This window comes from Vibrio sp. A1-1 (genome assembly GCF_021728175.1).
Lineage (GTDB): Bacteria > Pseudomonadota > Gammaproteobacteria > Enterobacterales > Vibrionaceae > Vibrio > Vibrio diabolicus.
Genome location: NZ_JAKKCL010000017.1, coordinates 1 through 20,894 on the forward strand (window position 1 = coordinate 1; position 20,894 = coordinate 20,894).

The 20,894-nt window shown below is 44.0% G+C and carries 19 protein-coding genes; 7 read left to right on the plus strand and 12 right to left on the minus strand.

What is annotated here, in order from left to right:
- The first annotated feature begins 226 nt into the window (after positions 1–226).
- Positions 227–1,804 carry a membrane-bound lytic murein transglycosylase MltF gene (mltF, locus tag L3V30_RS19690; protein ID WP_191907355.1) on the plus strand — a complete coding sequence of 526 codons (1,578 nt, stop codon included), beginning with the start codon at positions 227–229 and terminating at the stop codon, positions 1,802–1,804.
- Positions 1,805–2,390: 586 nt separating this feature from the next.
- Here mltF and tadA read toward each other — a convergent pair.
- From tadA to L3V30_RS19720, 6 genes are all read right to left on the minus strand, one after another.
- Complete coding sequence (gene tadA / locus L3V30_RS19695; RefSeq protein ID WP_182036875.1) at positions 2,391–2,939, minus strand: tRNA adenosine(34) deaminase TadA; 549 nt, start codon at positions 2,937–2,939, stop codon at positions 2,391–2,393.
- 213 nt (positions 2,940–3,152) lie between these two features.
- Positions 3,153–4,712 carry an AbgT family transporter gene (locus L3V30_RS19700; protein WP_017635695.1) on the minus strand — a complete coding sequence of 520 codons (1,560 nt, stop codon included), beginning with the start codon at positions 4,710–4,712 and terminating at the stop codon, positions 3,153–3,155.
- Positions 4,713–4,996: 284 nt separating this feature from the next.
- Positions 4,997–5,407, minus strand: a complete 411-nt coding sequence (locus tag L3V30_RS19705) for a prepilin-type N-terminal cleavage/methylation domain-containing protein (protein ID WP_074190965.1) — start codon at positions 5,405–5,407, stop codon at positions 4,997–4,999.
- A complete protein-coding gene (locus tag L3V30_RS19710) occupies positions 5,397–6,704 on the minus strand; it encodes a hypothetical protein (RefSeq protein ID WP_237309623.1) in 1,308 nt (435 codons plus the stop codon). The genes L3V30_RS19705 and L3V30_RS19710 overlap by 11 nt, the downstream gene beginning before the upstream one ends.
- Complete coding sequence (locus L3V30_RS19715) at positions 6,704–7,342, minus strand: pilus assembly protein PilW (protein ID WP_139059803.1); 639 nt, start codon at positions 7,340–7,342, stop codon at positions 6,704–6,706. The genes L3V30_RS19710 and L3V30_RS19715 overlap by 1 nt, the downstream gene beginning before the upstream one ends.
- A 10-nt stretch (positions 7,343–7,352) precedes the next feature.
- Positions 7,353–7,868 (minus strand): GspH/FimT family pseudopilin, encoded by a 516-nt coding sequence (locus L3V30_RS19720; protein WP_171058408.1) that lies wholly within the window; start codon positions 7,866–7,868, stop codon positions 7,353–7,355.
- 103 nt (positions 7,869–7,971) lie between these two features.
- Here L3V30_RS19720 and L3V30_RS19725 point away from each other — a divergent pair, with 103 nt between their 5' ends.
- The gene (locus L3V30_RS19725; protein WP_047010170.1) at positions 7,972–8,403 is read left to right on the plus strand and encodes a type IV pilin protein; all 432 of its coding nucleotides are present in this window, start codon (positions 7,972–7,974) and stop codon (positions 8,401–8,403) included.
- Positions 8,404–8,471: 68 nt separating this feature from the next.
- Here the strand turns inward: L3V30_RS19725 and dnaJ are convergent, their stop codons facing one another.
- The 4 genes from dnaJ to grpE all read right to left on the minus strand — a co-directional run bounded on the left by dnaJ (position 8,472) and on the right by grpE (position 14,375).
- The gene (gene dnaJ, locus L3V30_RS19730) at positions 8,472–9,620 is read right to left on the minus strand and encodes a molecular chaperone DnaJ (RefSeq protein WP_005391453.1); all 1,149 of its coding nucleotides are present in this window, start codon (positions 9,618–9,620) and stop codon (positions 8,472–8,474) included.
- A 204-nt stretch (positions 9,621–9,824) separates the two neighbouring features.
- Positions 9,825–11,738: a molecular chaperone DnaK gene (dnaK, locus tag L3V30_RS19735; protein ID WP_237309626.1), complete on the minus strand. Its 1,914-nt coding sequence runs from the start codon at positions 11,736–11,738 to the stop codon at positions 9,825–9,827.
- Between the two features lie 348 nt (positions 11,739–12,086).
- Positions 12,087–13,361, minus strand: coding sequence for a dicarboxylate/amino acid:cation symporter (locus L3V30_RS19740; protein ID WP_047010172.1), 1,275 nt, complete (start codon positions 13,359–13,361; stop codon positions 12,087–12,089).
- Between the two features lie 417 nt (positions 13,362–13,778).
- Entirely contained in the window at positions 13,779–14,375 is a 597-nt protein-coding gene (gene grpE / locus L3V30_RS19745; protein ID WP_012842091.1) for a nucleotide exchange factor GrpE, read from the minus strand.
- Positions 14,376–14,521: 146 nt separating this feature from the next.
- On the opposite strand from grpE, the gene nadK reads away from it, so the two are divergent.
- The 4 genes from nadK to bamE all read left to right on the plus strand — a co-directional run bounded on the left by nadK (position 14,522) and on the right by bamE (position 19,384).
- A complete protein-coding gene (gene nadK / locus L3V30_RS19750; RefSeq protein ID WP_005391462.1) occupies positions 14,522–15,406 on the plus strand; it encodes an NAD(+) kinase in 885 nt (294 codons plus the stop codon).
- Between the two features lie 265 nt (positions 15,407–15,671).
- The gene (locus L3V30_RS19755; RefSeq protein WP_005391464.1) at positions 15,672–16,862 is read left to right on the plus strand and encodes a DUF3103 domain-containing protein; all 1,191 of its coding nucleotides are present in this window, start codon (positions 15,672–15,674) and stop codon (positions 16,860–16,862) included.
- A 167-nt stretch (positions 16,863–17,029) separates the two neighbouring features.
- Positions 17,030–18,694 carry a DNA repair protein RecN gene (recN, locus tag L3V30_RS19760; protein ID WP_104969114.1) on the plus strand — a complete coding sequence of 555 codons (1,665 nt, stop codon included), beginning with the start codon at positions 17,030–17,032 and terminating at the stop codon, positions 18,692–18,694.
- Between the two features lie 330 nt (positions 18,695–19,024).
- Positions 19,025–19,384, plus strand: coding sequence for an outer membrane protein assembly factor BamE (gene bamE / locus L3V30_RS19765; protein ID WP_005391468.1), 360 nt, complete (start codon positions 19,025–19,027; stop codon positions 19,382–19,384).
- A 105-nt stretch (positions 19,385–19,489) separates the two neighbouring features.
- Here the strand turns inward: bamE and L3V30_RS19770 are convergent, their stop codons facing one another.
- Both L3V30_RS19770 and L3V30_RS19775 read right to left on the minus strand, forming a co-directional pair.
- Entirely contained in the window at positions 19,490–19,843 is a 354-nt protein-coding gene (locus tag L3V30_RS19770) for an RnfH family protein (protein ID WP_005391471.1), read from the minus strand.
- Positions 19,833–20,276, minus strand: a complete 444-nt coding sequence (locus L3V30_RS19775) for an SRPBCC family protein (protein ID WP_005391473.1) — start codon at positions 20,274–20,276, stop codon at positions 19,833–19,835. The genes L3V30_RS19770 and L3V30_RS19775 overlap by 11 nt, the downstream gene beginning before the upstream one ends.
- Positions 20,277–20,394: 118 nt before the next feature.
- On the opposite strand from L3V30_RS19775, the gene smpB reads away from it, so the two are divergent.
- Positions 20,395–20,880 carry an SsrA-binding protein SmpB gene (gene smpB / locus L3V30_RS19780; protein ID WP_005391476.1) on the plus strand — a complete coding sequence of 162 codons (486 nt, stop codon included), beginning with the start codon at positions 20,395–20,397 and terminating at the stop codon, positions 20,878–20,880.
- The last annotated feature ends 14 nt before the right edge of the window (positions 20,881–20,894 follow it).

Here is a 20,894-nt window from a genome sequence, read left to right on the forward strand (position 1 = left end):
TGTCAGTGTTGAGTGAAATCATCACGGCTGTTGTGGCGAAGAGAGCGTACCCCAACGTCTTTGATCTATAGGCGGCTCTCGCCCTCCGTTAATATCAAGTCAAGTTACCTTGGTGAACGATTACGATAAAACACACAATGTCACGCTATAAGTGTGTGATTCACTTTGCCCCATGAGCTCGCTTTGATATAAAGGCAAATAGAAATTTCCTAAGATGTACCTATTAATGCAAATAAGCCAGCTCAACCGACTCAAGCGCAGCGCCCTAATTTTTGTTTCTGTGCTACTACTCTCTGCCTGCCAGATTGAGTCGGAACCCAAAAGTGAATTCGAAAAAATTCAGGAACGTGGCGTGCTTCGTGTTGGCACGCTAAACAATCAGCTTTCCTATTATATTGGTCCCGATGGTCCCGCTGGGTTGGATTACGAATTGGCGCGTCAGTTTGCGGAGCAGCTCGGCGTCAAGCTCGAGATTAAACCTGCCTTTCGCCAAGCCGAGCTTTTTCCTGCTCTTAAGAAAGGAGATATTGATCTCATCGCTACGGGCTTAAATCAAACGTCACAAGCGGTAAAACGCTTTAGACCGGGCCCTGCTTATTATTATGTAAGCCAACAAGTTGTGTATAAAAAGGGGCAACTTCGACCACGTGATATCGAACAACTGATTGAATACCAAGCATCGAAAGACAGCGAATCAGACGAAGATACAAATGCTGGCGCGCAAACATTAAAGATCGTCGAACAATCGCAATATGTTCCGACCCTAACCGCATTAAAGAAGCAATACCCAGAGCTGCAGTTTGAAATTGTTGGCGATGCTGACACGAGAGACTTACTTAAATATGTATCCACTGGTGAGTTGCGTTTTACTGTGACTGACTCTGTGGAGCTTTCCCTAGCTCAGCGCCTTTACCCCGATCTTGCGCTCGCGTTTGAGCTTACAGAAGATCAACCAGTATCGTGGTTTACTCGACGTTCTGAAGACGAAAGTTTGTATGCGATGCTGATAGAGTTTTTCGGTAACATTAAACAATCAGGAGAACTGTCCACTCTCGAAGAGAAGTACATTGGTCATATTGAAGCATTTGACTACGTTGATACTCGCGCATTCATTCGAGCTCTGGATGACAAATTGCCTAAGTGGGCACCTTTATTCCAAAAGTACAGCGAAGAGTTCGACTGGCGCTTAATTGCAGCATTGGCGTATCAAGAATCACACTGGAAGCCAGCGGCAAAATCGCCAACGGGTGTTAGAGGGATGATGATGCTTACTCTGCCAACAGCGAAAAGCGTCGGGGTAACAAACCGTTTAGACCCTGAGCAATCTGTTCGTGGTGGTGTCGAGTACTTACGTCGCATTGTAGGTCGCGTGCCTGATAGCATCAACGAGCATGAAAAAATATGGTTTGCCCTGGCTTCATACAACATTGGCTATGGCCACATGATGGACGCACGACGACTTACTAAAGCGCAAGGTGGCGATCCAAACGCTTGGGCGGATGTAAAAGACAGATTGCCTTTACTGCGTCAGAAGCGTTACTACAGTCAAACTCGCTATGGGTACGCCAGAGGTGATGAAGCGCGTAATTACGTAGAAAATATTCGACGTTACTACCAATCCATCATTGGTCATGTCAGCCAACAGCCAGCGATTGATGAGAATAGCGATGACTTACAAGTGATTCCGCCGCTCAACCCCGACATTTTGATATCAGGAGCAGTAGAGGTTGTCGTCGAGCAAGTCTCAGGTGCTTCTGATGTCACGGTTGAAGAAGACACCGAACAAGAAAGCCTTGAAGAATAGACCCCCTGTAAACTAAAAAATGACGAGCCCATGAGCTCGTCATTTTTATTGAGTCCTAGCGAAAACTTATCTAGAATCCAAGACTCTGAGTGACACCAACCACACTCAATCATTCCTATGGTTGGTCGCCTTTTCTTCACCATTAGTTAAACTGATTGCTTTGTAACAGATTGCTTCGTAACCACATGGTTTAGCTCACTTGATGAAGCGGCGCTTTCGGCTACGCTCTGCCGAAATAACGTCACTCATATTATTAAGCACCGTATTGAAATTGTTTGCTGGCTCTGTGCAATGCAGAAGTCAAATGAAGAACGTTAAACCATCAAATGTTTAGTGCGATTATCGAGCCTATTGTAAAGCATCGATGAACCGCTATTTACTGGTATAAGTCTTGTCTGCAGGAGGTTTTGAATATGAGAAGACGTAGAGTGCAGTCAAAGCGTTTAAATAACACAGTAGCTGCTATCCGACGTAAACGTAAACTGACATGTATGAAAAAGAAAGTAAGTTCACGTAATCGTGTTTTTGTACATTTAGTCAATCACTAGTGCGTCCAAGCAAACATCTACCACGTTGTAGGTGTTTGCTAGCCCTCACTACTCCCACTACCTTGTTCGCTCTCTCCATTTTCTAATGCTTTTTGTGCTTGTTTCTTTGCTTTAATTTCCTTTCGGCGACGCTTAAAAAACGCTTGTAGCTGAGTGCGGCACTCATCTTCTAGCAGCCCCTTTTCAACTAAGGCGTAATGGTAAGCAGCTTGGCTTTCAAACAAATTAAGCACTGTTCCTGCTGCTCCCGCTTTTAAATCTGGCGCTCCAAAAACGACCCGCTTAACGCGGCTATGCAGTAAGGCTCCGGCACACATTGGACATGGCTCAAGTGTTACATACAAAGTCGTATCCAGAAGGCGGTAATTTTCTATCTTTTGGCCTGCTTTACGCAGTGTTTGAATCTCAGCATGTGCGGTAGCGTCATTAGTACCAATAGAGCGATTCCACCCCTCAGCGATAATTTCACCATCTTTGACAAGCACTGCGCCGACAGGTACTTCCCCCTCAGCTTCTGCTTGCTCAGCAAGCACCATCGCTCTGCGCATAAACAATTCATCTTGAGGGGTAAACGGATGGTTAGACAAAGGAGGCTCCAAAGAAACAAAAAACGATTGAATTCAGGAATTTTAGCACCAACTTCGGTTTCACTACAGCAACACATCACGGGACAAAGTTTGCAACTCCAAAAAACCTAGTTACAAGACCTATCGATGTTCGTTTTGCGAGAACAAAAAAGCGCAGATCGAAGACCTGCGCTTTTTGGCTGCCAATTAGCGGCTTTCACACCCTACACGTTTTTACATTGTGTAAGTGTAAGGAGCTTGAATGCCTAGCGGGATACCTACCATCCAATAAGCAACTAGGAAGATAGACCAACCGATCAGCATTGCAATCGAGAATGGCATCATTAGTGACGCAAGCGTACCGATACCAGCCGACTTCACATAACGCTGACAGTAAACCACTACAAGAGGGAAAAATACCATTAGAGGCGAAATGATGTTCGATACAGAGTCACCCACACGGTAAGCCGCTTGAGACAGCTCAGGCGAGATACCAACCGCCATTAGCATTGGCACTAAGATTGGACCAATTAAAGCCCATTTTGCCGATGCAGAACCAATAAGTAGGTTTACAGACGCAGTTAGAAGGATCATACCAATGATGGTCACTTCACCAGGTAAGTTCATCGCTTTCAGACCTTCTGCACCATACAACGCTAGCATCGTACCGATGTTTGACTGAGCAAATGCAGATAAGAACTGAGCACAGAAGAACGACATTACAATGTATGCGCCCATGGTCGACATAGTATCAGCCATCGCTTTGATAATGTCGTTGCTGGTCTTGAACGTACCTGACACTTTACCGTAAACGTAACCAGGAATGATAAACAGAATAAAGATCAACGGCACGATAGACTTCATTATCGGTGCTGAGAAGGCCGTAATTTCACCTTCAGGCGAGCGAAGAGCTGATGTTTCTGGAATTAACGCTGCAACAAGTAAAGCAATACCCGCCATCATTGCCCAACCTGCATAACGGAATGCTTTTGATTCCAGTTCAGTAAATGAGCCTAGGTTTGGCGCGGTTTCCGCATCGTCATCAATTGGCATTTTTGATAAACGAGGCTCGATGATTTTCTCTGTCACGTACCAACCAATCCCCACAATAATGATGGAAGATAGGCCAGTGAAGAAGATGTTCGCTAATGGGTTAACCACATATTCAGGATCAAGAACCTGCGCCGCGGTTTGTGTAAAGCCAGCTAGTAGTGGATCGATACCTGAAGGGATAAAGTTTGCAGAGAAGCCACCAGATACACCTGCAAATGCTGCCGCAATACCCGCTAAAGGGTGACGACCTGCCGCATGGAAGATAATACCGCCAAGAGGAATAACCAGAACATAGCCTGCATCTGCCGCAGTATGCGATACAATAGCAACCAAAATAAGCATTGGAGTAAGAAGCTTAGCTGGCGTGAAGTTCAGCATCTTCTTAAGACCCGTCGTAATAAAGCCCGAAGAATCTGCAACACCCACACCTAGCATTGCGACAAGCACGATACCCAATGGCGCAAAGCCAGTAAACGTCGTCACCATGTTAGCAAGGAAACTTGCTAGCGCTTCGCCCGTAAGTAAGTTGGTGATAGTAAGAGCTTCGCCCGTTCGAGGGTTTGGAAGATCGAATGATACATTCGATAAAAGTGCTGACGCCGCCCAAGTAATGATCAATGCCCAGAAGAACAAAATCGCAGGATCAGGGATTTTGTTACCTGTCCTCTCGATAAAGTTTAAAAAGCGCTCCATACCGCTCGGCTTCGATGATGGTGCCTTATTTACAGCTTGGTTACTCATGGTAACTCCATAGTGAATGATGTTGGTGCCAAGGCCTATTTGAGTAATTATGACGGCCTACTATCCAACGAGTATTCTAGTAAACACTAATGGAGAAAGCACAAGGTTCTATATTTTTTTTCATAATTGGAGACATATTTTGCAAAAACACCACTTCAATTAAACATAATAAAAACAGTAGCACATCAACTCGATTAACAGTTCAAAAACCATTTATTAACCGTGACAAATCCGGTATCAAACAGGAATTACACCCGCATTTGTCTCAGCGGATGCAATTGAACTTAGTTTTCGAATTCACTGTATTGTGAGATCATCGTTTTAAGCTGAACTGATCGCGTCTCGCCGATTCTATCCTTCCAGCTAGAGGTAATAGTGATAGTTTTCAGTGTTCCTGAAACCGTGGCAGCTGGAACTTCCCACTCGACGACATAAGATCCAGTAACAGAAGAGCCTGTTGCAATAGAAGCAAAATTTGCAGGTGTGATGGTAGACATCGCCGCAGAAGCACCACGCGTCCGGAACCATTCGAGCTGGTTTTCTGCTAGACGCAGTGCTTCAATACTTTTTATGGCATATTCGGATTCGCGTTCTAGATACACGTTTAGCTTCGTTAAACCTAACGCGCCTACGCCAAGAAGCAGGAAAGAAATTAAGACTTCTAGAAGGTTAAATCCTTTTTGTTTAGAGATCATTCCAAGAGCCCTTTTTCCAATGTGCTTTCTTCAGCTTCTCTTGAGGCTCCTCAATTACATCGCGATTGTATTGGAATGATAACGCGGCATTAAAGAGTGCAAATGTTCCTGGTGCATCCATGACAAATCCTCCTAACGGGTTAAATGCACCGTGCTGAAAATAGCCAACCTTTGTCTTTTCCATAGGCACTGTTGTTTTTAAAGCCGCTATGACGCCATCCAATGCGGCATCATTGGCAGAGCCAGACCAGTCGGTAAAATCAAATGTAGCCCCAGTTGTAGGTTCGGTATACAGCGGAGAAATAAAGTGGTAAAGCATTCCTTTGAAATCCTGCGTGCCTATCGTAGAAAAAATACCGTCTTGAACGACTAGAATTATCCCGCTCCCACCCAGGCTATTATCTATGGCGTTCTTTATACTCGTAAAATCGGCCGTATTAATTTCACAGCCACCATAAACCCAAATAAGATCTTTCCCATTTTCGATATTGCTAACAATCCCCTCCGCGCATGTCTCGTTGAATACAGGAGAAGGGAGATCTGCTTTTGAGTTCAATTTCATACTATTTAATGACAAGGGTACATATCCGAACAGGGAATTATCCGACATCACATCGAACCACTCACTTCGAGGGACATCAAATACATCTTTAAACGGATCCATATCCGAAGACTGACGATAATCACTCTCAGATGCAGCAACACTTGTTCCCCAACTATAGTGAGTAGATGCGCACTTTTGTTCTTGTCCTGCAGGACTGTCAGGGAAACTCGAATAAGGCTTATCAGATAGCTGATAGGGGTGAAAAGTGTTTACACTTGTTGCATAAAAAAAGTTGTAGTAAAGAACAGAAGTGCATTCCCAGAAATTATTACCGAGACTTTTACTCGGATCTGGAGAGCTCGTATATGAGCCATTAATCACGAGGTCGGATTTAGATTTTATCGCTCCAGCCCCACTGCTTGTAGGTAGTTTAATGGTCTTTTTAATTTCCCGATTACCTATCGTTGAAGTCACTAGACTTGAAGAGCCCGAGGAATATGTTAAGGCATCAAGCCCCATAGCTGTGATGCAATCATTCACATTAGTTGGCAATGTTTTATTTATTTTTGTCTTGCTATAGACGCACTCTAGCCCTCCTTCTGCACGCCAATGTTCCTGTCTTGCTTCAATTTGATTATTGGCTCGTTTAATTTGGTAAAAGAGGGATTTATAGCTACCGAGAGACATCATTAATGCCACAACTAGCAATACGCTCACAACTAACAACGCAGCTGCACCTTGTTGTTTCTTCATTACTGCCAGTTCCTTTGCATCGCAGTAAACGACTGCTGAGTGTGAATATCAGTCGCATCTTTCAATTCGGTTCCCAATGTAACGGTCACCAGTACACTTTTTGCATCAGTGCTTTCTAACAGTTCACTAGTAAGGTCAAAACGATTAACGTGAATAACTTTCTTATCAAAAAGATTTTTACATGAGCCAGTGCCTGCAAGGTTAATCACGTCATCAACATCCCATATCGTTGTTTGCTTTTTTTCACAAACAAATAGCGACTCTGGCGTGCTAACTCGTTGCTCATAAGCTACGTTTTTATATAAAGGAAAAGAGCTAGCGCCAGCGCCAGAAACACCTATGTAATAAGCATAAGCAATCACCCCTCTATCAACATCATCGAGAGTGTAAATTGTGTTTGATGAGCCAGATATTTTTATAGAATTGCCATCGTTACCATCAAAACCAGCACGCTGAATGTCACTCTTGAGCATTTGCACGACACTTTCAGAGTTCTGTAACAACATTAGCTCTTTCGACCGTTCCATTATCACCCTTTGACCACTCACATAAATTGCCCCCACTGTCGCAAGAGAAATAAGCCCAAGTGCAGATGCGATCATAAACTCAACAAGGCTTGCCCCTTTTTGTTTAAACATAATCATCCTTTTAAGAGCAAGTTGAATAACCGTAATATTCTGTATTGCTGCTATCACTACACACTCGCACGCGAGCAGACAAAGTGTGGGAAATAAGTTTGAGGACTTTTGAAGGTTCCCCTACGGGATAAAAACGAATACTGCCTGATGACGGACGGCCATAAACGTCGTCAAAACTGATTTGGTCTGAAGCGTAGCTAGGTGTAACGACGATCCCCTCATAAGGTGTTCCTGAAAAAGAGAACAAAACTGTCCCTTCTCCCTCCGTTCCGTTATCAGTAAGCTCGATACGCCAATTACCATCACTGGATGCACTACCGGGCATGATGATGTGTGCCCAAAGTCTTTCACGCTGTAATACTGCTTCAGACTTGCCTTCAATAACAAAGCCATGCAATTCATTAGCTAAGCGCTGCATTTTGTTGGTTTCAAAAACATTTTGGAAAGATGGTGCTGCAAACGCCAATATAATACTCAGCACAGCAACAGTAATAAGAAGCTCCAACAACGTAAACCCGCGAGGCATTTCCCAAATTCCTATGTAAACGGCAAAAGGGCCGTAATTCATCTTGCACAGATGCTATCACCTGCCAAAAATAGGCGGAAAAGTGAAAAGGAAACTACTCGTGATGATTCGAATTTCTCGCTGTAACAGCTACAAAAAAAGATTGGGAGGGATGACATTGATCGAATTACTGATAGCCGTAGTGATTGTCGGGATCATTGCGGCTGTCGCCTACCCTTCTTACACCAATCATGTAATCAAGTCTCATAGGACGGTTGCCTTGAGCGATCTTAGTCGAATTCAGCTAGAGCTAGAGACATCTTATGATGGTGGGTACGACTGGAGTCATATTATCTCTGGAGGCACATGCACTCTATGTGATTCAGACACAGATAGATTTTCTTTCAATATTGCGAGCTCTGCAAGTACGGCCTATACCATTACAGCAACAGCAAAATCGGCTCTGGGACAAGACGACGACGAGTGCTTGACTGGCGCTAAAACGATTACTTTAACGTCAACAAATGTCGAAGAACCAAGTGATTGCTGGAATTAGAAAGAACACCGAGATGCAAAAAGGCCTGCATTTTAGCAGGCCTTTGTATTTGTGCTTTTCACTAACGTCTAGCTGGTTAAATCATCAAAGAACTTTTTCACACCGTTGAAAAAGCCTTCTGATTTAGGCTTGTGCTTTGTCGCCGCTTCACCACCACAAGACTCTTCAAACTCTTTGAGCAGTTCTTTTTGGCGTGAGCTTAGGTTTACTGGTGTTTCAACAACCAACTTAACAATCAAGTCACCGATACCGCCACCGCGAACGCCTTTCACACCTTTACCACGCATGCGGAACATACGACCTGTTTGCGTTTCTGAAGGTACTTTTAGGCTTACGCGACCATCTAGAGTTGGTACTTCAACTTCACCACCTAGAGCCGCCATCGCAAAGCTTACAGGCACTTCACAGTATAGGTTGTTACCATCACGTTCGAAGATATGGTGCTCTTTCACGTGCACTTGTACATACAAGTCACCCGCTGGAGCTCCCATCTCTCCCGCTTCACCTTCGCCAGATAGACGAATACGGTCGCCAGTATCAACACCTGCAGGGATCTTAACGTTAAGTGTTTTGGTTTTCTGTTTACGACCTTGACCATGACACTCATTACAAGGGTCTTTAATGATCTTGCCTTTACCGTGACAGGTTGGACAGGTTTGTTGCACTGCGAAGAAGCCTTGGCGCATCTGTACTTGACCATGACCATGACAGGTACCACATGTTTCAGCAGATGAGCCTTTCTTCGCGCCACTACCATCACAGGTATCACAGTGTACTAGTGTTGGTACTTCGATCTCTTTCGTTACACCACGAACCGCCTCTTCTAGCGTCAGTTCCATGTTGTAACGTAAGTCCGCACCACGTTGAGCACGGTGACCACCACCGCCACGACGACCACCACCAAAAATGTCGCCGAATACATCGCCAAAGATGTCGCCGAAATCAGCACCGCCGCCACCAAAGCCGCCGCCACCGAAACCACCGCCGCCTTGTTCAAAAGCAGCATGACCGTACTGGTCGTACGCCGCTTTCTTTTGAGGGTCGGTCAGAACTTCGTACGCTTCTTTTACTTCTTTAAACTTGTCCGCCGCAGACTCATCACCCTGGTTTCGGTCTGGGTGGAATTTCATCGCTAGACGCTTGTACGCCTTTTTGATATCGCGCTCTGAGGCATCACGGCTTACGCCTAATACTTCGTAAAAATCACGTTTTGACATGTTCTTCGTCACCAGTTAATTACTACAAACGGCATCGATTCACCGCTTGGTGTTTGTATCGTTCTAGGTAAGTGCACTTATCCGCAACATACTTAACTAGAAAGACAGCGTTTACAAACAGACGGGCGTAAGAGTTGCCCCAAACGCCCGCACACGAAGTCTTATCGACCCCAGATGGCTTTGCAGCCATCTGGTTAAGAAATATTATTTCTTGTCGTCTTTAACTTCTTCGAACTCAGCATCTACAACGTCGTCTTCTTTAGACTGTGCATCGGCGTCAGCACCTTGTGCTTGCTGCGCTTGAGCTTGTTGTTGAGCGATTTCCATCAGTTTTTGAGAAGCGGTCATTAGTGCTTGAACTTTAGCATCGATAGCTTCTTTGTCTTCGCCTTTGCGCGCTGTTTCTAGCTCAGAAATTGCTGCTTCAATCTTCTCTTTCTCTTCTGCAGGTAGTGCTTCACCAGCTTCTTCTACTTGCTTACGAGTACCGTGAATCATTTGGTCAGCTTGGTTACGTGCAGTCGCTAGCTCTTCGAACTTCTTGTCCGCTTCTTTGTTAGCTTCTGCTTCTTGAACCATTTTCTCGATGTCTTCATCGCTTAGACCGCCAGAAGCTTGGATAGTGATCTTCTGCTCTTTACCAGTCTGCTTGTCTTTCGCAGACACGTGTAGGATACCATCCGCATCAAGGTCAAAAGTAACCTCGATTTGTGGCATACCACGTGGTGCAGGCTGGATGCCTTCTAGGTTAAATTGGCCTAGAGACTTGTTGTACATCGCTTGCTTACGCTCACCTTGTAGAACGTGGATAGTAACCGCGCTCTGGTTGTCTTCCGCTGTAGAGAAAACTTGGTTCGCTTTAGTTGGGATAGTTGTGTTCTTCTCAACTAACTTAGTCATTACGCCACCCATTGTCTCGATACCTAGAGACAGTGGAGTTACGTCTAGTAGTAGTACGTCTTTAACGTCACCAGCAAGTACACCACCTTGAACTGCAGCACCCATTGCTACTGCTTCGTCAGGGTTTACGTCACGGCGCGCTTCTTTACCAAAGAACTCAGCAACTTTCGCTTGAACCATTGGCATACGAGTCTGACCACCAACTAGGATTACGTCAGTGATGTCGTTTACTGATAGATCAGCGTCAGCTAGAGCTACTTTTAGTGGCTCAAGAGAGCGTTGTACTAGGTCTTCAACTAGAGATTCTAGTTTTGCACGAGTCACTTTAATGTTCATGTGCTTAGGACCAGTTGCATCTGCAGTAACGTAAGGTAGGTTTACGTCAGTTTGAGAAGTAGAAGAAAGCTCGATTTTCGCTTTTTCTGCTGCTTCTTTAACACGCTGCATTGCTAGTGGATCGTTCTTAAGATCGATACATTGCTCTTTCTTAAACTCGTCTACTAAGTAGTTGATTAGGCGGTTATCAAAGTCTTCACCACCAAGGTGAGTATCACCGTTAGTCGCTAGAACTTCGAATGTTTTCTCGCCTTCAACTTCATCGATTTCGATGATAGAGATATCGAATGTACCACCACCAAGGTCGTATACCGCGATAGTGCGATCGCCGCCTTTCTTATCAAGACCGTAAGCTAGCGCTGCTGCTGTTGGTTCGTTGATGATACGTTTAACTTCTAGACCTGCGATACGGCCAGCATCTTTTGTAGCTTGACGCTGAGCATCGTTAAAGTAAGCAGGTACTGTGATAACTGCGCCAGTTACTTCCTCACCAAGGAAATCTTCAGCAGTTTTCTTCATTTTCTTAAGAACTTCAGCAGAAACCTGAGGAGCCGCCATTTTTTGGCCTTTTGCTTCTACCCAAGCGTCACCGTTGTCAGCCTTAACAATTTTGTAAGGCATGATTTGGATGTCACGCTGAACTTCTTCGTCTTCAAAACGACGACCGATTAGACGCTTAATTGCAAATAGCGTGTTTTCTGGGTTAGTTACTGCTTGACGTTTCGCAGGTTGACCTACTAGCGTCTCACCGTCAGTGTAAGCAATAACCGATGCAGTAGTACGTTCGCCCTCTGCGTTTTCAATTACACGTGGTTTGTCGCCGTCTAATACAGCAACACATGAGTTAGTAGTACCTAAGTCAATACCAATGATTTTACCCATCTGGCTATCTCCGAATAAATTCTATTTTCGTTTGGTTATAACCCCAATGTGGGGGGAGGAGAATCGGGTTTCAACCCTTGCTCACAAACAAAAATAATCAATGTTTGCTTCTCTATGCCACATAGATAAGGGCGGCAAAATGCTTTTCAAGGGCAGAATTAAAAAAAAGCGTCTTTTTTCGAAATTTATGTGTTTCTTTCTGATTAGTTGGGAACTCGTCACACTGCTGTAGCGCAACAAAACACCATTTCTCAGGTAAATGTATTTATGCCCGACTCTTCCTAAACAAAAAAACGAGCTCATAAGAGCTCGTTTCAATATTAGGGTTAAAATAAATGATTCAAGACATTAAGCGTTCGCTTGAGCAGGCTCAGCGTCAACGCCTTCTTCTTTACCAATCTCACCTTCTGTTTTTGCAACAATGGTGTTTACCGCCGTGTCGCCCACAACGTTTGAAGACGTACAGAACATGTCATTAATACGGTCAACCGCAGCAATAATTGCCAAGCCTTCAGGTGGTAAGCCTAGTTGATGAAGCAAAACGCCTACCATTACCACGCCGCCTCCAGGAACGCCACCAGCACCAATAGATAATAGAAGAATAGTTAAACCAAGCGTGAAGATGTCTGCGGTGTTAATTGGCTGGCCAAAAGCGTTCGCAACAAACATCGTTGCTAGAGCAATATAGATAGACACACCAGACATGTTCATCGTTGCGCCCAGTGGTACACCGAAGCCAGCAACCGATTTAGAGACCTGAAGCTTTTCTGTCAGTGTTCGCATCGTTACCGGGATAGTCGCGTTTGAGCTCGCGGTAGATAGAGAGAACAGAATCTGCTCACGAGTTGCACGTAGGAAAGTCTTTGGAGAAGTTCCGGTCGCAATACTCACTGCCATTGGGTAGAAGAAGAAGATCCAGAACACCAACATCGCAACCACCAAAGCCACGTAACCAGCCACGGACATCAATGTATTGGCGTTTAGTGTTGCACCCAATTGAATCATTAGCGCGAACACACCATATGGCGCAAGACTCATCACTAACCCAACCAGTTTCATCATGATTTCATTTGCCATTTTGAACGTGCGGATGGCAGGACCACCACGAGAATCCAAAGCTTGAATTGCAAGACCTGTCAGAATTGCCATGAAGATGATTTGCAGCATGTCGCCGTTAGCAAACGCTTGTACTGGGTTGCTAGGAACAATGTTAACAACTAGAGAGAAAATGTCCGGCGTTTCTGTCGTCGTCAGCTGTACGGCCTCAGATACCGTTCCTGCCAGATTAGCACCAGCTCCTGGCTGGAAAATCAAACCAACAGTCAAAGCCGCCGTAATCGCAATGATGGTGTTAAGAATGTAGAGGGTAAAAGTTTTTCCACCAAGACGACCAAATGCACTGATGTCTTTCAAGTCAACAATGCCGCATACGATTGAAACGTAAACTAAAGGAACAACAAGCAATTTGATCAGCGAGACAAACATGCCGCCAACGCCTTCTGCTGCTCCAAGTAGGTATGTATCAAAAATCGCAATACCGCTAAATAAGTACTGAATTGCTGTTCCGAGCACAAGGCCGGCAAACAAGCCTATAAAAATCTTACTAGAAAGCGATTTATCCATTATAAATCTCCGATATGTTGTGTTTGCTATTTACATCTTTGTAGTTATATATGCTTACTTTTAAAGCATTAGTCGCAAATCATACACACGAAGGTTACAAAATAAAGTCATAATTTACATTTTTGTTAACGGAATTGTTGTAGAAAAAATGACTATCTTTACATTCCTATGCAGGACAAACATTCACACAACGAATGATTACAATTACTTATAGCCCTCTTCGTTCATAAACACGCAGTGAGATGAGAAGAAATCTCCTATAGGAAAATAATTAACCAATAAGAAAAAATATGAAGGGGATCAAACTTCCATTTTATCGATATACAATGAAGCTCATTACAACAACTTACGTTTAAAACAAAAAAGCGCCCATCAAAAAATGATGGGCGCTTTATATTTGAAAACAGGCAGTTAAGGTTATTTAGCAACCATTACCATTGCCGGACGAATCACACGGCCGTTTAGTTCGTAACCTTTTTGCATAACAAACATAACTGTGTTTGATTCATGATCTGGGCTTTCCTGAATCGACATCGCTTGATGGAACTCTGGGTTGAATGCTTCACCTTCAGGGTTGATTGCTTTCAAGCCAAATTTCGCCACAACGTCGACAAACGTTTTGTGTGTTAACTCAACACCTTCTAGGAACGGCTTAACCGTTTCATTCTCTGTATCTGCCGCTTGAATTGCACGCTCTAGGTTATCAATAACAGGAAGCAACTCTTCGGCAAACTTGTTCAACGCAAACTTACGTGCTTTATCGATCTCTTGCTCGGTACGACGACGCATGTTTTCTACTTCAGCTTTAGAACGCAACACCGCATCTTGCTGCTCTTTTACTTTTGCCTCGCTAGACAATAGTGCCGCTTCTAGTTGAGCAATCTTAGCGTCTGTCTCATCACCAATTTCTTCAAGCTCAGCTTCTACTTCTTGTGCTTCAGCTTCTACTTTTTCAGCCTCTTCGATGATTTGATCAAGCTCTTCTTCTGTAACTTTGTTTTCTTCGTTGCTCATGATATCTCCAGAATTCAACATAATGCCCTTAAAGCCATGCGCGTTTTTGCGGGCTTTAACCACATAAAAATTCGCATATTTAGGTGACTTGCCATTATTATGGGGATGAAGATTCCTGATTCAAGCCTCTTTAATGCGGAAATGCTATGAAAAATCCATGTAACGTGATCGCGATTATCGGAAAACCAAGAGATCAACAAGCAATTCAAACTCATAAAGAGTTGTACCAATGGCTGACCTCTGAAGGCTATAAAGTATTTATTGACGATCGCCTTGCCGCAATACTGGATGATATCCCGCAGAGTCAATTTGCCAGTTTAGTTGAACTAGGAAAAAATGCCGATCTAGCCATTGTGGTTGGTGGGGATGGCAACATGCTAGGCGCGGCAAGAATTTTATCCCGATTTGATGTACCAGTCATAGGGGTGAACCGTGGAAACCTGGGCTTCTTAACTGACTTAAACCCAGACGAGTTCCAAGCGTCTCTGCAAGCGGTACTCGACGGTGAGTATATTGAAGAAGAGCGCTTTCTCTTAGAAGCGGAAGTACACCGTCACGGGCAAATTAAAAGCCACAACGCTGCGCTAAATGAAGCTGTACTTCACCCAGGGCAAATTGCCCATATGATTGAATTTGAAGTGTACATTGATGAAAGCTTCGCCTTCTCTTTACGAGCCGATGGTTTGATTGTCTCTACACCAACGGGCTCGACCGCATATTCGCTTTCTGGCGGTGGTCCAATTCTTTCGCCTAGCTTGAATGCCATTTCACTCGTGCCAATGTTTCCTCATACCTTGTCGAGTCGACCTTTGGTGGTTGATGGAAAGCGTCGAATTAAATTGGTGGTGTCACCAGAGAACCGAGGAACACAAGAAGTTAGCTGTGATGGACAAGTGTCTCTCCCTGTTTCTCCAGGAGACGAAATCCACATCTATCAAAGTCCAAATGTACTAAAGCTCATCCATCCAAAAGACTACAGCTACTATCACGTCTTACGGAATAAGCTTGGCTGGTCTAGTAAATTGTTCTAACACTTGTTACTCAGGGAAATGACTTCAATAAAAAAGCCAGTAGCTTAATTGCCACTGGCTTTTGGCTTTCTTAGACAAGAAATAGACACAAAGTAGTGAGGCGACACGATATTTGCTGTCATTAAAGAGAAGTTTATAAATTTTGATCCTGTGGGCAAAGTTTACACAAAAGATAGAAAAGCAAATTCAATGATCTATGTCCGGTGATATTCTCACCATGAATAGAGTATTAACTCTATTTCATAAAATCAATAAAGGACATATTATGAAGAAAACCATCATTCTGTCTGTTCTCAGTACATTAGCACTTATTGGCTGCCAATCAGAGGAAACGCAAGTCAACAGTGTATCCAACGCAAAAGCGGAAGATATCACTAAGACGAAGCGTGCCCTCGCTCAACAATTGAGTGAGAACTATGCTGCCATTGAACCCATGTTGAGAAGAGATATTACTCCACAACAGACTAGCGTCTCTGTATCAGCATTTGTTCAACAAAACCCCAACTCCGAGTTTAGCCGTCAGCTTGTACAAGCTGACACTCAAATTCGTAGCTGGAAAGGTATTTCTGAATACTCAGATCAGTTGCTGGAAGTTCGTTTAGCGAATGAGAGCATGATAACAGCATGGCAAAGTGGCGAGGTCGAGCCATTATTTGCATTTGAACCAAGTGGTGATGATGAGAATTGGCAATATATCGAAGCATTTGATGTGTATGGCAACATCCATCAACTCGATGTTTACCAACTCCCTGAGGTACCTGTACTCGTTGTTGATAACAACAGCTCTGCAGAGCTAAAAGCAGGCTTGCAAGCTATGCAAGCTGAGATGAAAAAACTCGGTCAGCCAGCTTTAGTTCAACCATATATTGCTGATGAACAACGCCAAAATGCACCGCTATTGTCAAGTAGCACAGTGGGCGAAGCGGCTCCAATTCAAACAACGCAGTTGAAAAAGATCCGTCTAGCCGATGACAAAGAACCTTGGATCTCTGGCAAGGCAGAAATCTACGCTATCGTAACGGGCGTCAATCCAAGTCGTGATGAACCTACTCTCGATTTAGTAGAGCTTCCATACTTAGACTACGATAACCAAGATTACTACCCAAATCAGATCATTATTCACTGGTCTCGTTACCGTTGGGGCGCTGCGGACATCGTGCTCATGGAACAAGATGATGGTACAGACTATAAACAGTTGGCAAAACTCCTTGTTCAAGTTGCTGGAGAAGTGCTGAAAGCGATTCCAGATCCAGAAGTTCAGGCTTACGCGATTATTCCGCAAATCACGAATAAGATCATCGACACGATCCCTGACGGCGTCCTAACGAATGATGATGACTTCGTCGACGTTTACTACACACTAATGCAAGACACATCATACGTGGATCATCCAGGTGCTGGTGTGAATGCAGTAGTCACATTAGAGCCGCTCACGATTAACCCAACTCGTCCGTAACCTGTTCAATTTTAATGAGTCGTTGTAATCACTTCGGCTCATTTTTCCCACTTCATCACAAAAAAGCACCCCACACAGAAATTTTTTCTCACCTGTCTTTACTGTATAAAGAAACAGTATATACTGTTCTCTTATACAGTATTGTTCAGTTATACAGGTAAATAAAAATGCTGGCTCATCTAAGTGTTAATAATTTTGCGATTGTTAAGTCTTTACAACTCGAGCTGTCTAAGGGCATGACCACCATCACAGGTGAAACAGGCGCGGGTAAATCCATTGCTATCGATGCACTTGGGCTCTGCTTAGGCGGACGAGCCGAAGCTGGCATGGTTCGACAAGGTGAAGAAAAAACCGAAGTTAGTGCCGCTTTTTTACTGGACAACAACCTACATGCAACGCGTTGGCTAGAAGATAACGATCTGCTTGATGGCAGTGAATGTATTTTGCGTCGCATCATCACAAAAGAAGGTCGCTCAAGAGCCTTCATTAATGGCAGTCCTGTCCCACTATCACAACTCAAATCTCTAGGGCAACTGCTGATCAATATCCATGGGCAACACGCTCATCATCAATTGATGAAAAGCGAACACCAAATGGCTATGCTCGACCAATATGCAGGCCATCTGAACCTACTAAAAAGCACACGAAGTGCTTACCAACATTGGCGTCAGGCAGACAATAACCTCAAGCAACTAAAAGAAAATAGCCAGCAAAACCAGGCGCAAAAACAGTTGCTTGAATACCAAATCAAAGAACTAAATGAGTTATCGCTAGGTGAAGAAGAATTTGCAGAGCTCGAGCAAGAGCACAAACGACTATCCAACAGTGGTGAACTCGCCACTACCTGTCAGCAAGCCATCGAACTTATTTACGAAGGTGAAGAAGTCAATGCGCTTGGTATTTTGCAATCGGCCAATCACTCCCTAATTCAACTAGCTGAGTTAGATGAAAAGCTATCTGAGCTACCCAACATGTTGTCAGAAGCGATGATTCAACTGGAAGAAACGAAGAACGAATTACGCAGTTATCTAGATGGCATCGATGTGGATCCTGCTCGTATGGCTTATGTAGAAGAACGTTTTTCTAAAGTGATGTCTGTTGCTCGCAAACACCACGTGATGCCAGAAGAACTATACCAACATCACCAAGATCTTCTGGCCCAAGTAGAAGCGTTAGATTGCTCTGATGAACGTTTAGATGAACTCGCGCAAGAAGTGGAACAAAAGTACCAAAGCTTCCTAAACCAAGCAGAAAAACTACACAAATCACGCAGCCGTTACGCTAAAGAGCTGAATAAGCTGATCACGCAAAGCATGCACGAATTGAGCATGGAAAAAGCGGTATTCAATATCGAAGTCAGCAATGAAAACACGCACCCATCACCACTTGGCATGGACAGTGTGTGCTTCTTAGTATCGACCAACCCAGGACAGCCATTGCAACCTATAGCAAAAGTTGCGTCAGGCGGTGAGCTATCACGCATCTCATTAGCTATCCAAGTGATTACCGCTCAGAAAGTGGATACACCAAGCTTGATCTTCGATGAGGTGGATGTCGGTATTAGTGGTCCAACAGCAGCTGTAGTCGGCAAAATGCTACGCAAGCTTGGCGAGTCTACTCAGGTATTGTGTGTCACTCACCTCCCTCAAGTTGCGGGTTGTGGCCATCAACAAATGTTCGTGGCTAAACAAACAAAAGCTGGCCAAACCGAAACACAAATGCACGCATTAGATGAACAACAACGTGTGGCAGAATTAGCTCGCCTACTTGGAGGTAGCCAAATTACAGATTCTACCCTTGCAAACGCCAAAGAGCTCCTCATCGCCGCTTAGCCATGCTCTTCCAAAGATAGAGTCACGAACACTGCTCCGTGACTCTACCTCCCCCATCACCATATCAAAGTGCTTGGGTGCTGATTCCCTTTCGAAATAATGGTCAGTGCCACCCCATAGCTCAATAACTTGGCTATTTGTCATTAGTTACCGCTTAAACTGGATAGAAAACCGCTCATCGACATAAACATACATGTGAGAGAATCAATAAATGCAACTCAACTCAAAATTCGTTGTCAGATTTCCTATCATACGACGCATAGCTTTTTACATCTGCGTCGAGCTTGTTTATTATCAGCGCAGTATTTTAAAGGTTACTAAGAAATTATTATGCAATTAAAGAAGTGGTTAGTTGCCGTACCATTAGCAATGACATTGCTGACAGGATGTTCGGTATTGGAAAAACTGGTTTATCGCATTGATATCAACCAAGGCAACTATGTAGAACAAAGTGCGGTAGATAAATTAAAGTTTGGGATGACTAAAGCACAGGTTCGCTTCGTACTAGGGTCGCCAATGCTTATTGAAAACGGCTACCCGAACACTTGGTACTACATTTATCACCATACTCCTGGTCACGGTGATCCAGTGCAAAAAGACCTGATCGTTAACTTTAACGACCAAGGCACACTCGCAGATATCAGTGGTGACTTCCCAAAAAGTGACGCTTTTTACGAACAGATTCAGTAAACGACTTTTGCAAAAAACCTCTCACATGAGAGGTTTTTTATTATCTAGATATCGCGCAATCACACTTTGAATCAATGACGCCATCCATTGGGATTGATATCAAGTCTACTTATTCTTACGTACAGAGCTAGGCTTACCACCGGTGACTGGGTCTGCATTCCCCTCGGCTTTAGCCTGCTCCGCCCGCTTACGACGAATCTCTTTCGGGTCTGCGAGTAACGGACGATATATCTCTATTCGATCTCGATCTCGAACGGTCGCATCTAACTTCACATTACGACTAAACACACCCACTTTATTCTTAGATAAATCAATTTCAGGGTATAACTCTAACACGCCAGATTGTCGAATGATCTCTTCTACCGTTGCGTGATTATTCACCACTAAATTAAATACACGCTGTTCATGAGGAAGAGCATAGACAACCTCTACGTGAATCATATCTGACTCAATACTCATAACACTCGTAGACCTGTTTTGCGCGTTTAGTGAATGCATTTACCATGTTACTGGTAAGCTCGTTAAAAACCTTACCGAAGGCCATCTCAATCATTTTACTTGAGAATTCAAACTCAAGCTTTAGCTCAACCTTGCAAGCTTGCTCATCTAGCGCGGTAAAAATCCAACCACCACGCAATGTCTTAAACGGACCATCCACCAAGTTCATCATAATTGCTTGGCCTGGGATCAGCTCATTTGAAGTAGTAAACGTTTTGCTGATACCAGCCTTCGCCACATCGACAGAAGCCACCATACCATTACCCGAAGACTCAATGATTCTAGAGCCCGAGCAACCAGGCAGAAACTCAGGGTATTTAGCAACATCGTTAACCAGATTGAACATCTGTTCAGCACTAAAAGACACAAGCGCAGAACGGCTGACTTGCTTCATACATACTCCTATCGATACATGTACAGATTTAAAGCTCCTGCCAATTTTACTTTTATTCCACGATTGCGCAAATAAAAGGATTTCCTATCCGATATCCAACCCGTATAATGTCGCTATTATGGCAAAGAAAAAAACGAAACAAAAAGCGGGTAGCAATACTATCGCGCTGAATAAAAAAGCTCGCCACGAGTATTTCATCGATGATGAAATCGAAGCTGGCTTGGAGCTCCAAGGTTGGGAAGTGAAAGCCCTTCGCCAAGGTAAAGCCAATATTTCTGAAAGTTACGTATTTATGCGTGACGGTGAAGCCTTTGTGAGTGGCATGACAATCACTCCTTTAAATCAGGCATCGACACACGTTGTGGCGAACCCCACACGTGTGCGTAAACTACTAATGAGTCGTCGTGAACTAGACAACCTATTCGGACGTGTGAACCGTGAAGGTATGACATTAACGGCCCTCTCTCTGTACTGGTCTCGCTCTTGGGTGAAACTAAAAATTGGCGTAGCAAAAGGTAAAAAGCTGCACGATAAACGTACGGATTTAAAAGAAAAAGACTGGGCAAGAGAGAAAGCACGCGTAATGAAGAGTACACTGCGTTAATCTTGACCACTTAA

What these genes read in the sequence shown, in the direction of transcription:
- bamE (WP_005391468.1), top strand. Translation starts at nt 19,025, where the DNA reads ATGCAATTAAAGAAGTGGTTAGTTGCCGTACCATTAGCAATGACATTG.
- L3V30_RS19720 (WP_171058408.1), bottom strand. Translation starts at nt 7,868, where the DNA reads ATGCCTCGCGGGTTTACGTTGTTGGAGCTTCTTATTACTGTTGCTGTG.
- L3V30_RS19755 (WP_005391464.1), top strand. Translation starts at nt 15,672, where the DNA reads ATGAAGAAAACCATCATTCTGTCTGTTCTCAGTACATTAGCACTTATT.
- L3V30_RS19770 (WP_005391471.1), bottom strand. Translation starts at nt 19,843, where the DNA reads ATGAGTATTGAGTCAGATATGATTCACGTAGAGGTTGTCTATGCTCTT.
- L3V30_RS19715 (WP_139059803.1), bottom strand. Translation starts at nt 7,342, where the DNA reads ATGTTTAAACAAAAAGGGGCAAGCCTTGTTGAGTTTATGATCGCATCT.
- L3V30_RS19700 (WP_017635695.1), bottom strand. Translation starts at nt 4,712, where the DNA reads ATGAGTAACCAAGCTGTAAATAAGGCACCATCATCGAAGCCGAGCGGT.
- nadK (WP_005391462.1), top strand. Translation starts at nt 14,522, where the DNA reads ATGAAAAATCCATGTAACGTGATCGCGATTATCGGAAAACCAAGAGAT.
- smpB (WP_005391476.1), top strand. Translation starts at nt 20,395, where the DNA reads ATGGCAAAGAAAAAAACGAAACAAAAAGCGGGTAGCAATACTATCGCG.
- L3V30_RS19740 (WP_047010172.1), bottom strand. Translation starts at nt 13,361, where the DNA reads ATGGATAAATCGCTTTCTAGTAAGATTTTTATAGGCTTGTTTGCCGGC.
- L3V30_RS19710 (WP_237309623.1), bottom strand. Translation starts at nt 6,704, where the DNA reads ATGAAGAAACAACAAGGTGCAGCTGCGTTGTTAGTTGTGAGCGTATTG.
- dnaJ (WP_005391453.1), bottom strand. Translation starts at nt 9,620, where the DNA reads ATGTCAAAACGTGATTTTTACGAAGTATTAGGCGTAAGCCGTGATGCC.
- L3V30_RS19705 (WP_074190965.1), bottom strand. Translation starts at nt 5,407, where the DNA reads ATGATCTCTAAACAAAAAGGATTTAACCTTCTAGAAGTCTTAATTTCT.
- mltF (WP_191907355.1), top strand. Translation starts at nt 227, where the DNA reads ATGCAAATAAGCCAGCTCAACCGACTCAAGCGCAGCGCCCTAATTTTT.
- recN (WP_104969114.1), top strand. Translation starts at nt 17,030, where the DNA reads ATGCTGGCTCATCTAAGTGTTAATAATTTTGCGATTGTTAAGTCTTTA.
- dnaK (WP_237309626.1), bottom strand. Translation starts at nt 11,738, where the DNA reads ATGGGTAAAATCATTGGTATTGACTTAGGTACTACTAACTCATGTGTT.
- L3V30_RS19725 (WP_047010170.1), top strand. Translation starts at nt 7,972, where the DNA reads ATGATTCGAATTTCTCGCTGTAACAGCTACAAAAAAAGATTGGGAGGG.
- L3V30_RS19775 (WP_005391473.1), bottom strand. Translation starts at nt 20,276, where the DNA reads ATGAAGCAAGTCAGCCGTTCTGCGCTTGTGTCTTTTAGTGCTGAACAG.
- grpE (WP_012842091.1), bottom strand. Translation starts at nt 14,375, where the DNA reads ATGAGCAACGAAGAAAACAAAGTTACAGAAGAAGAGCTTGATCAAATC.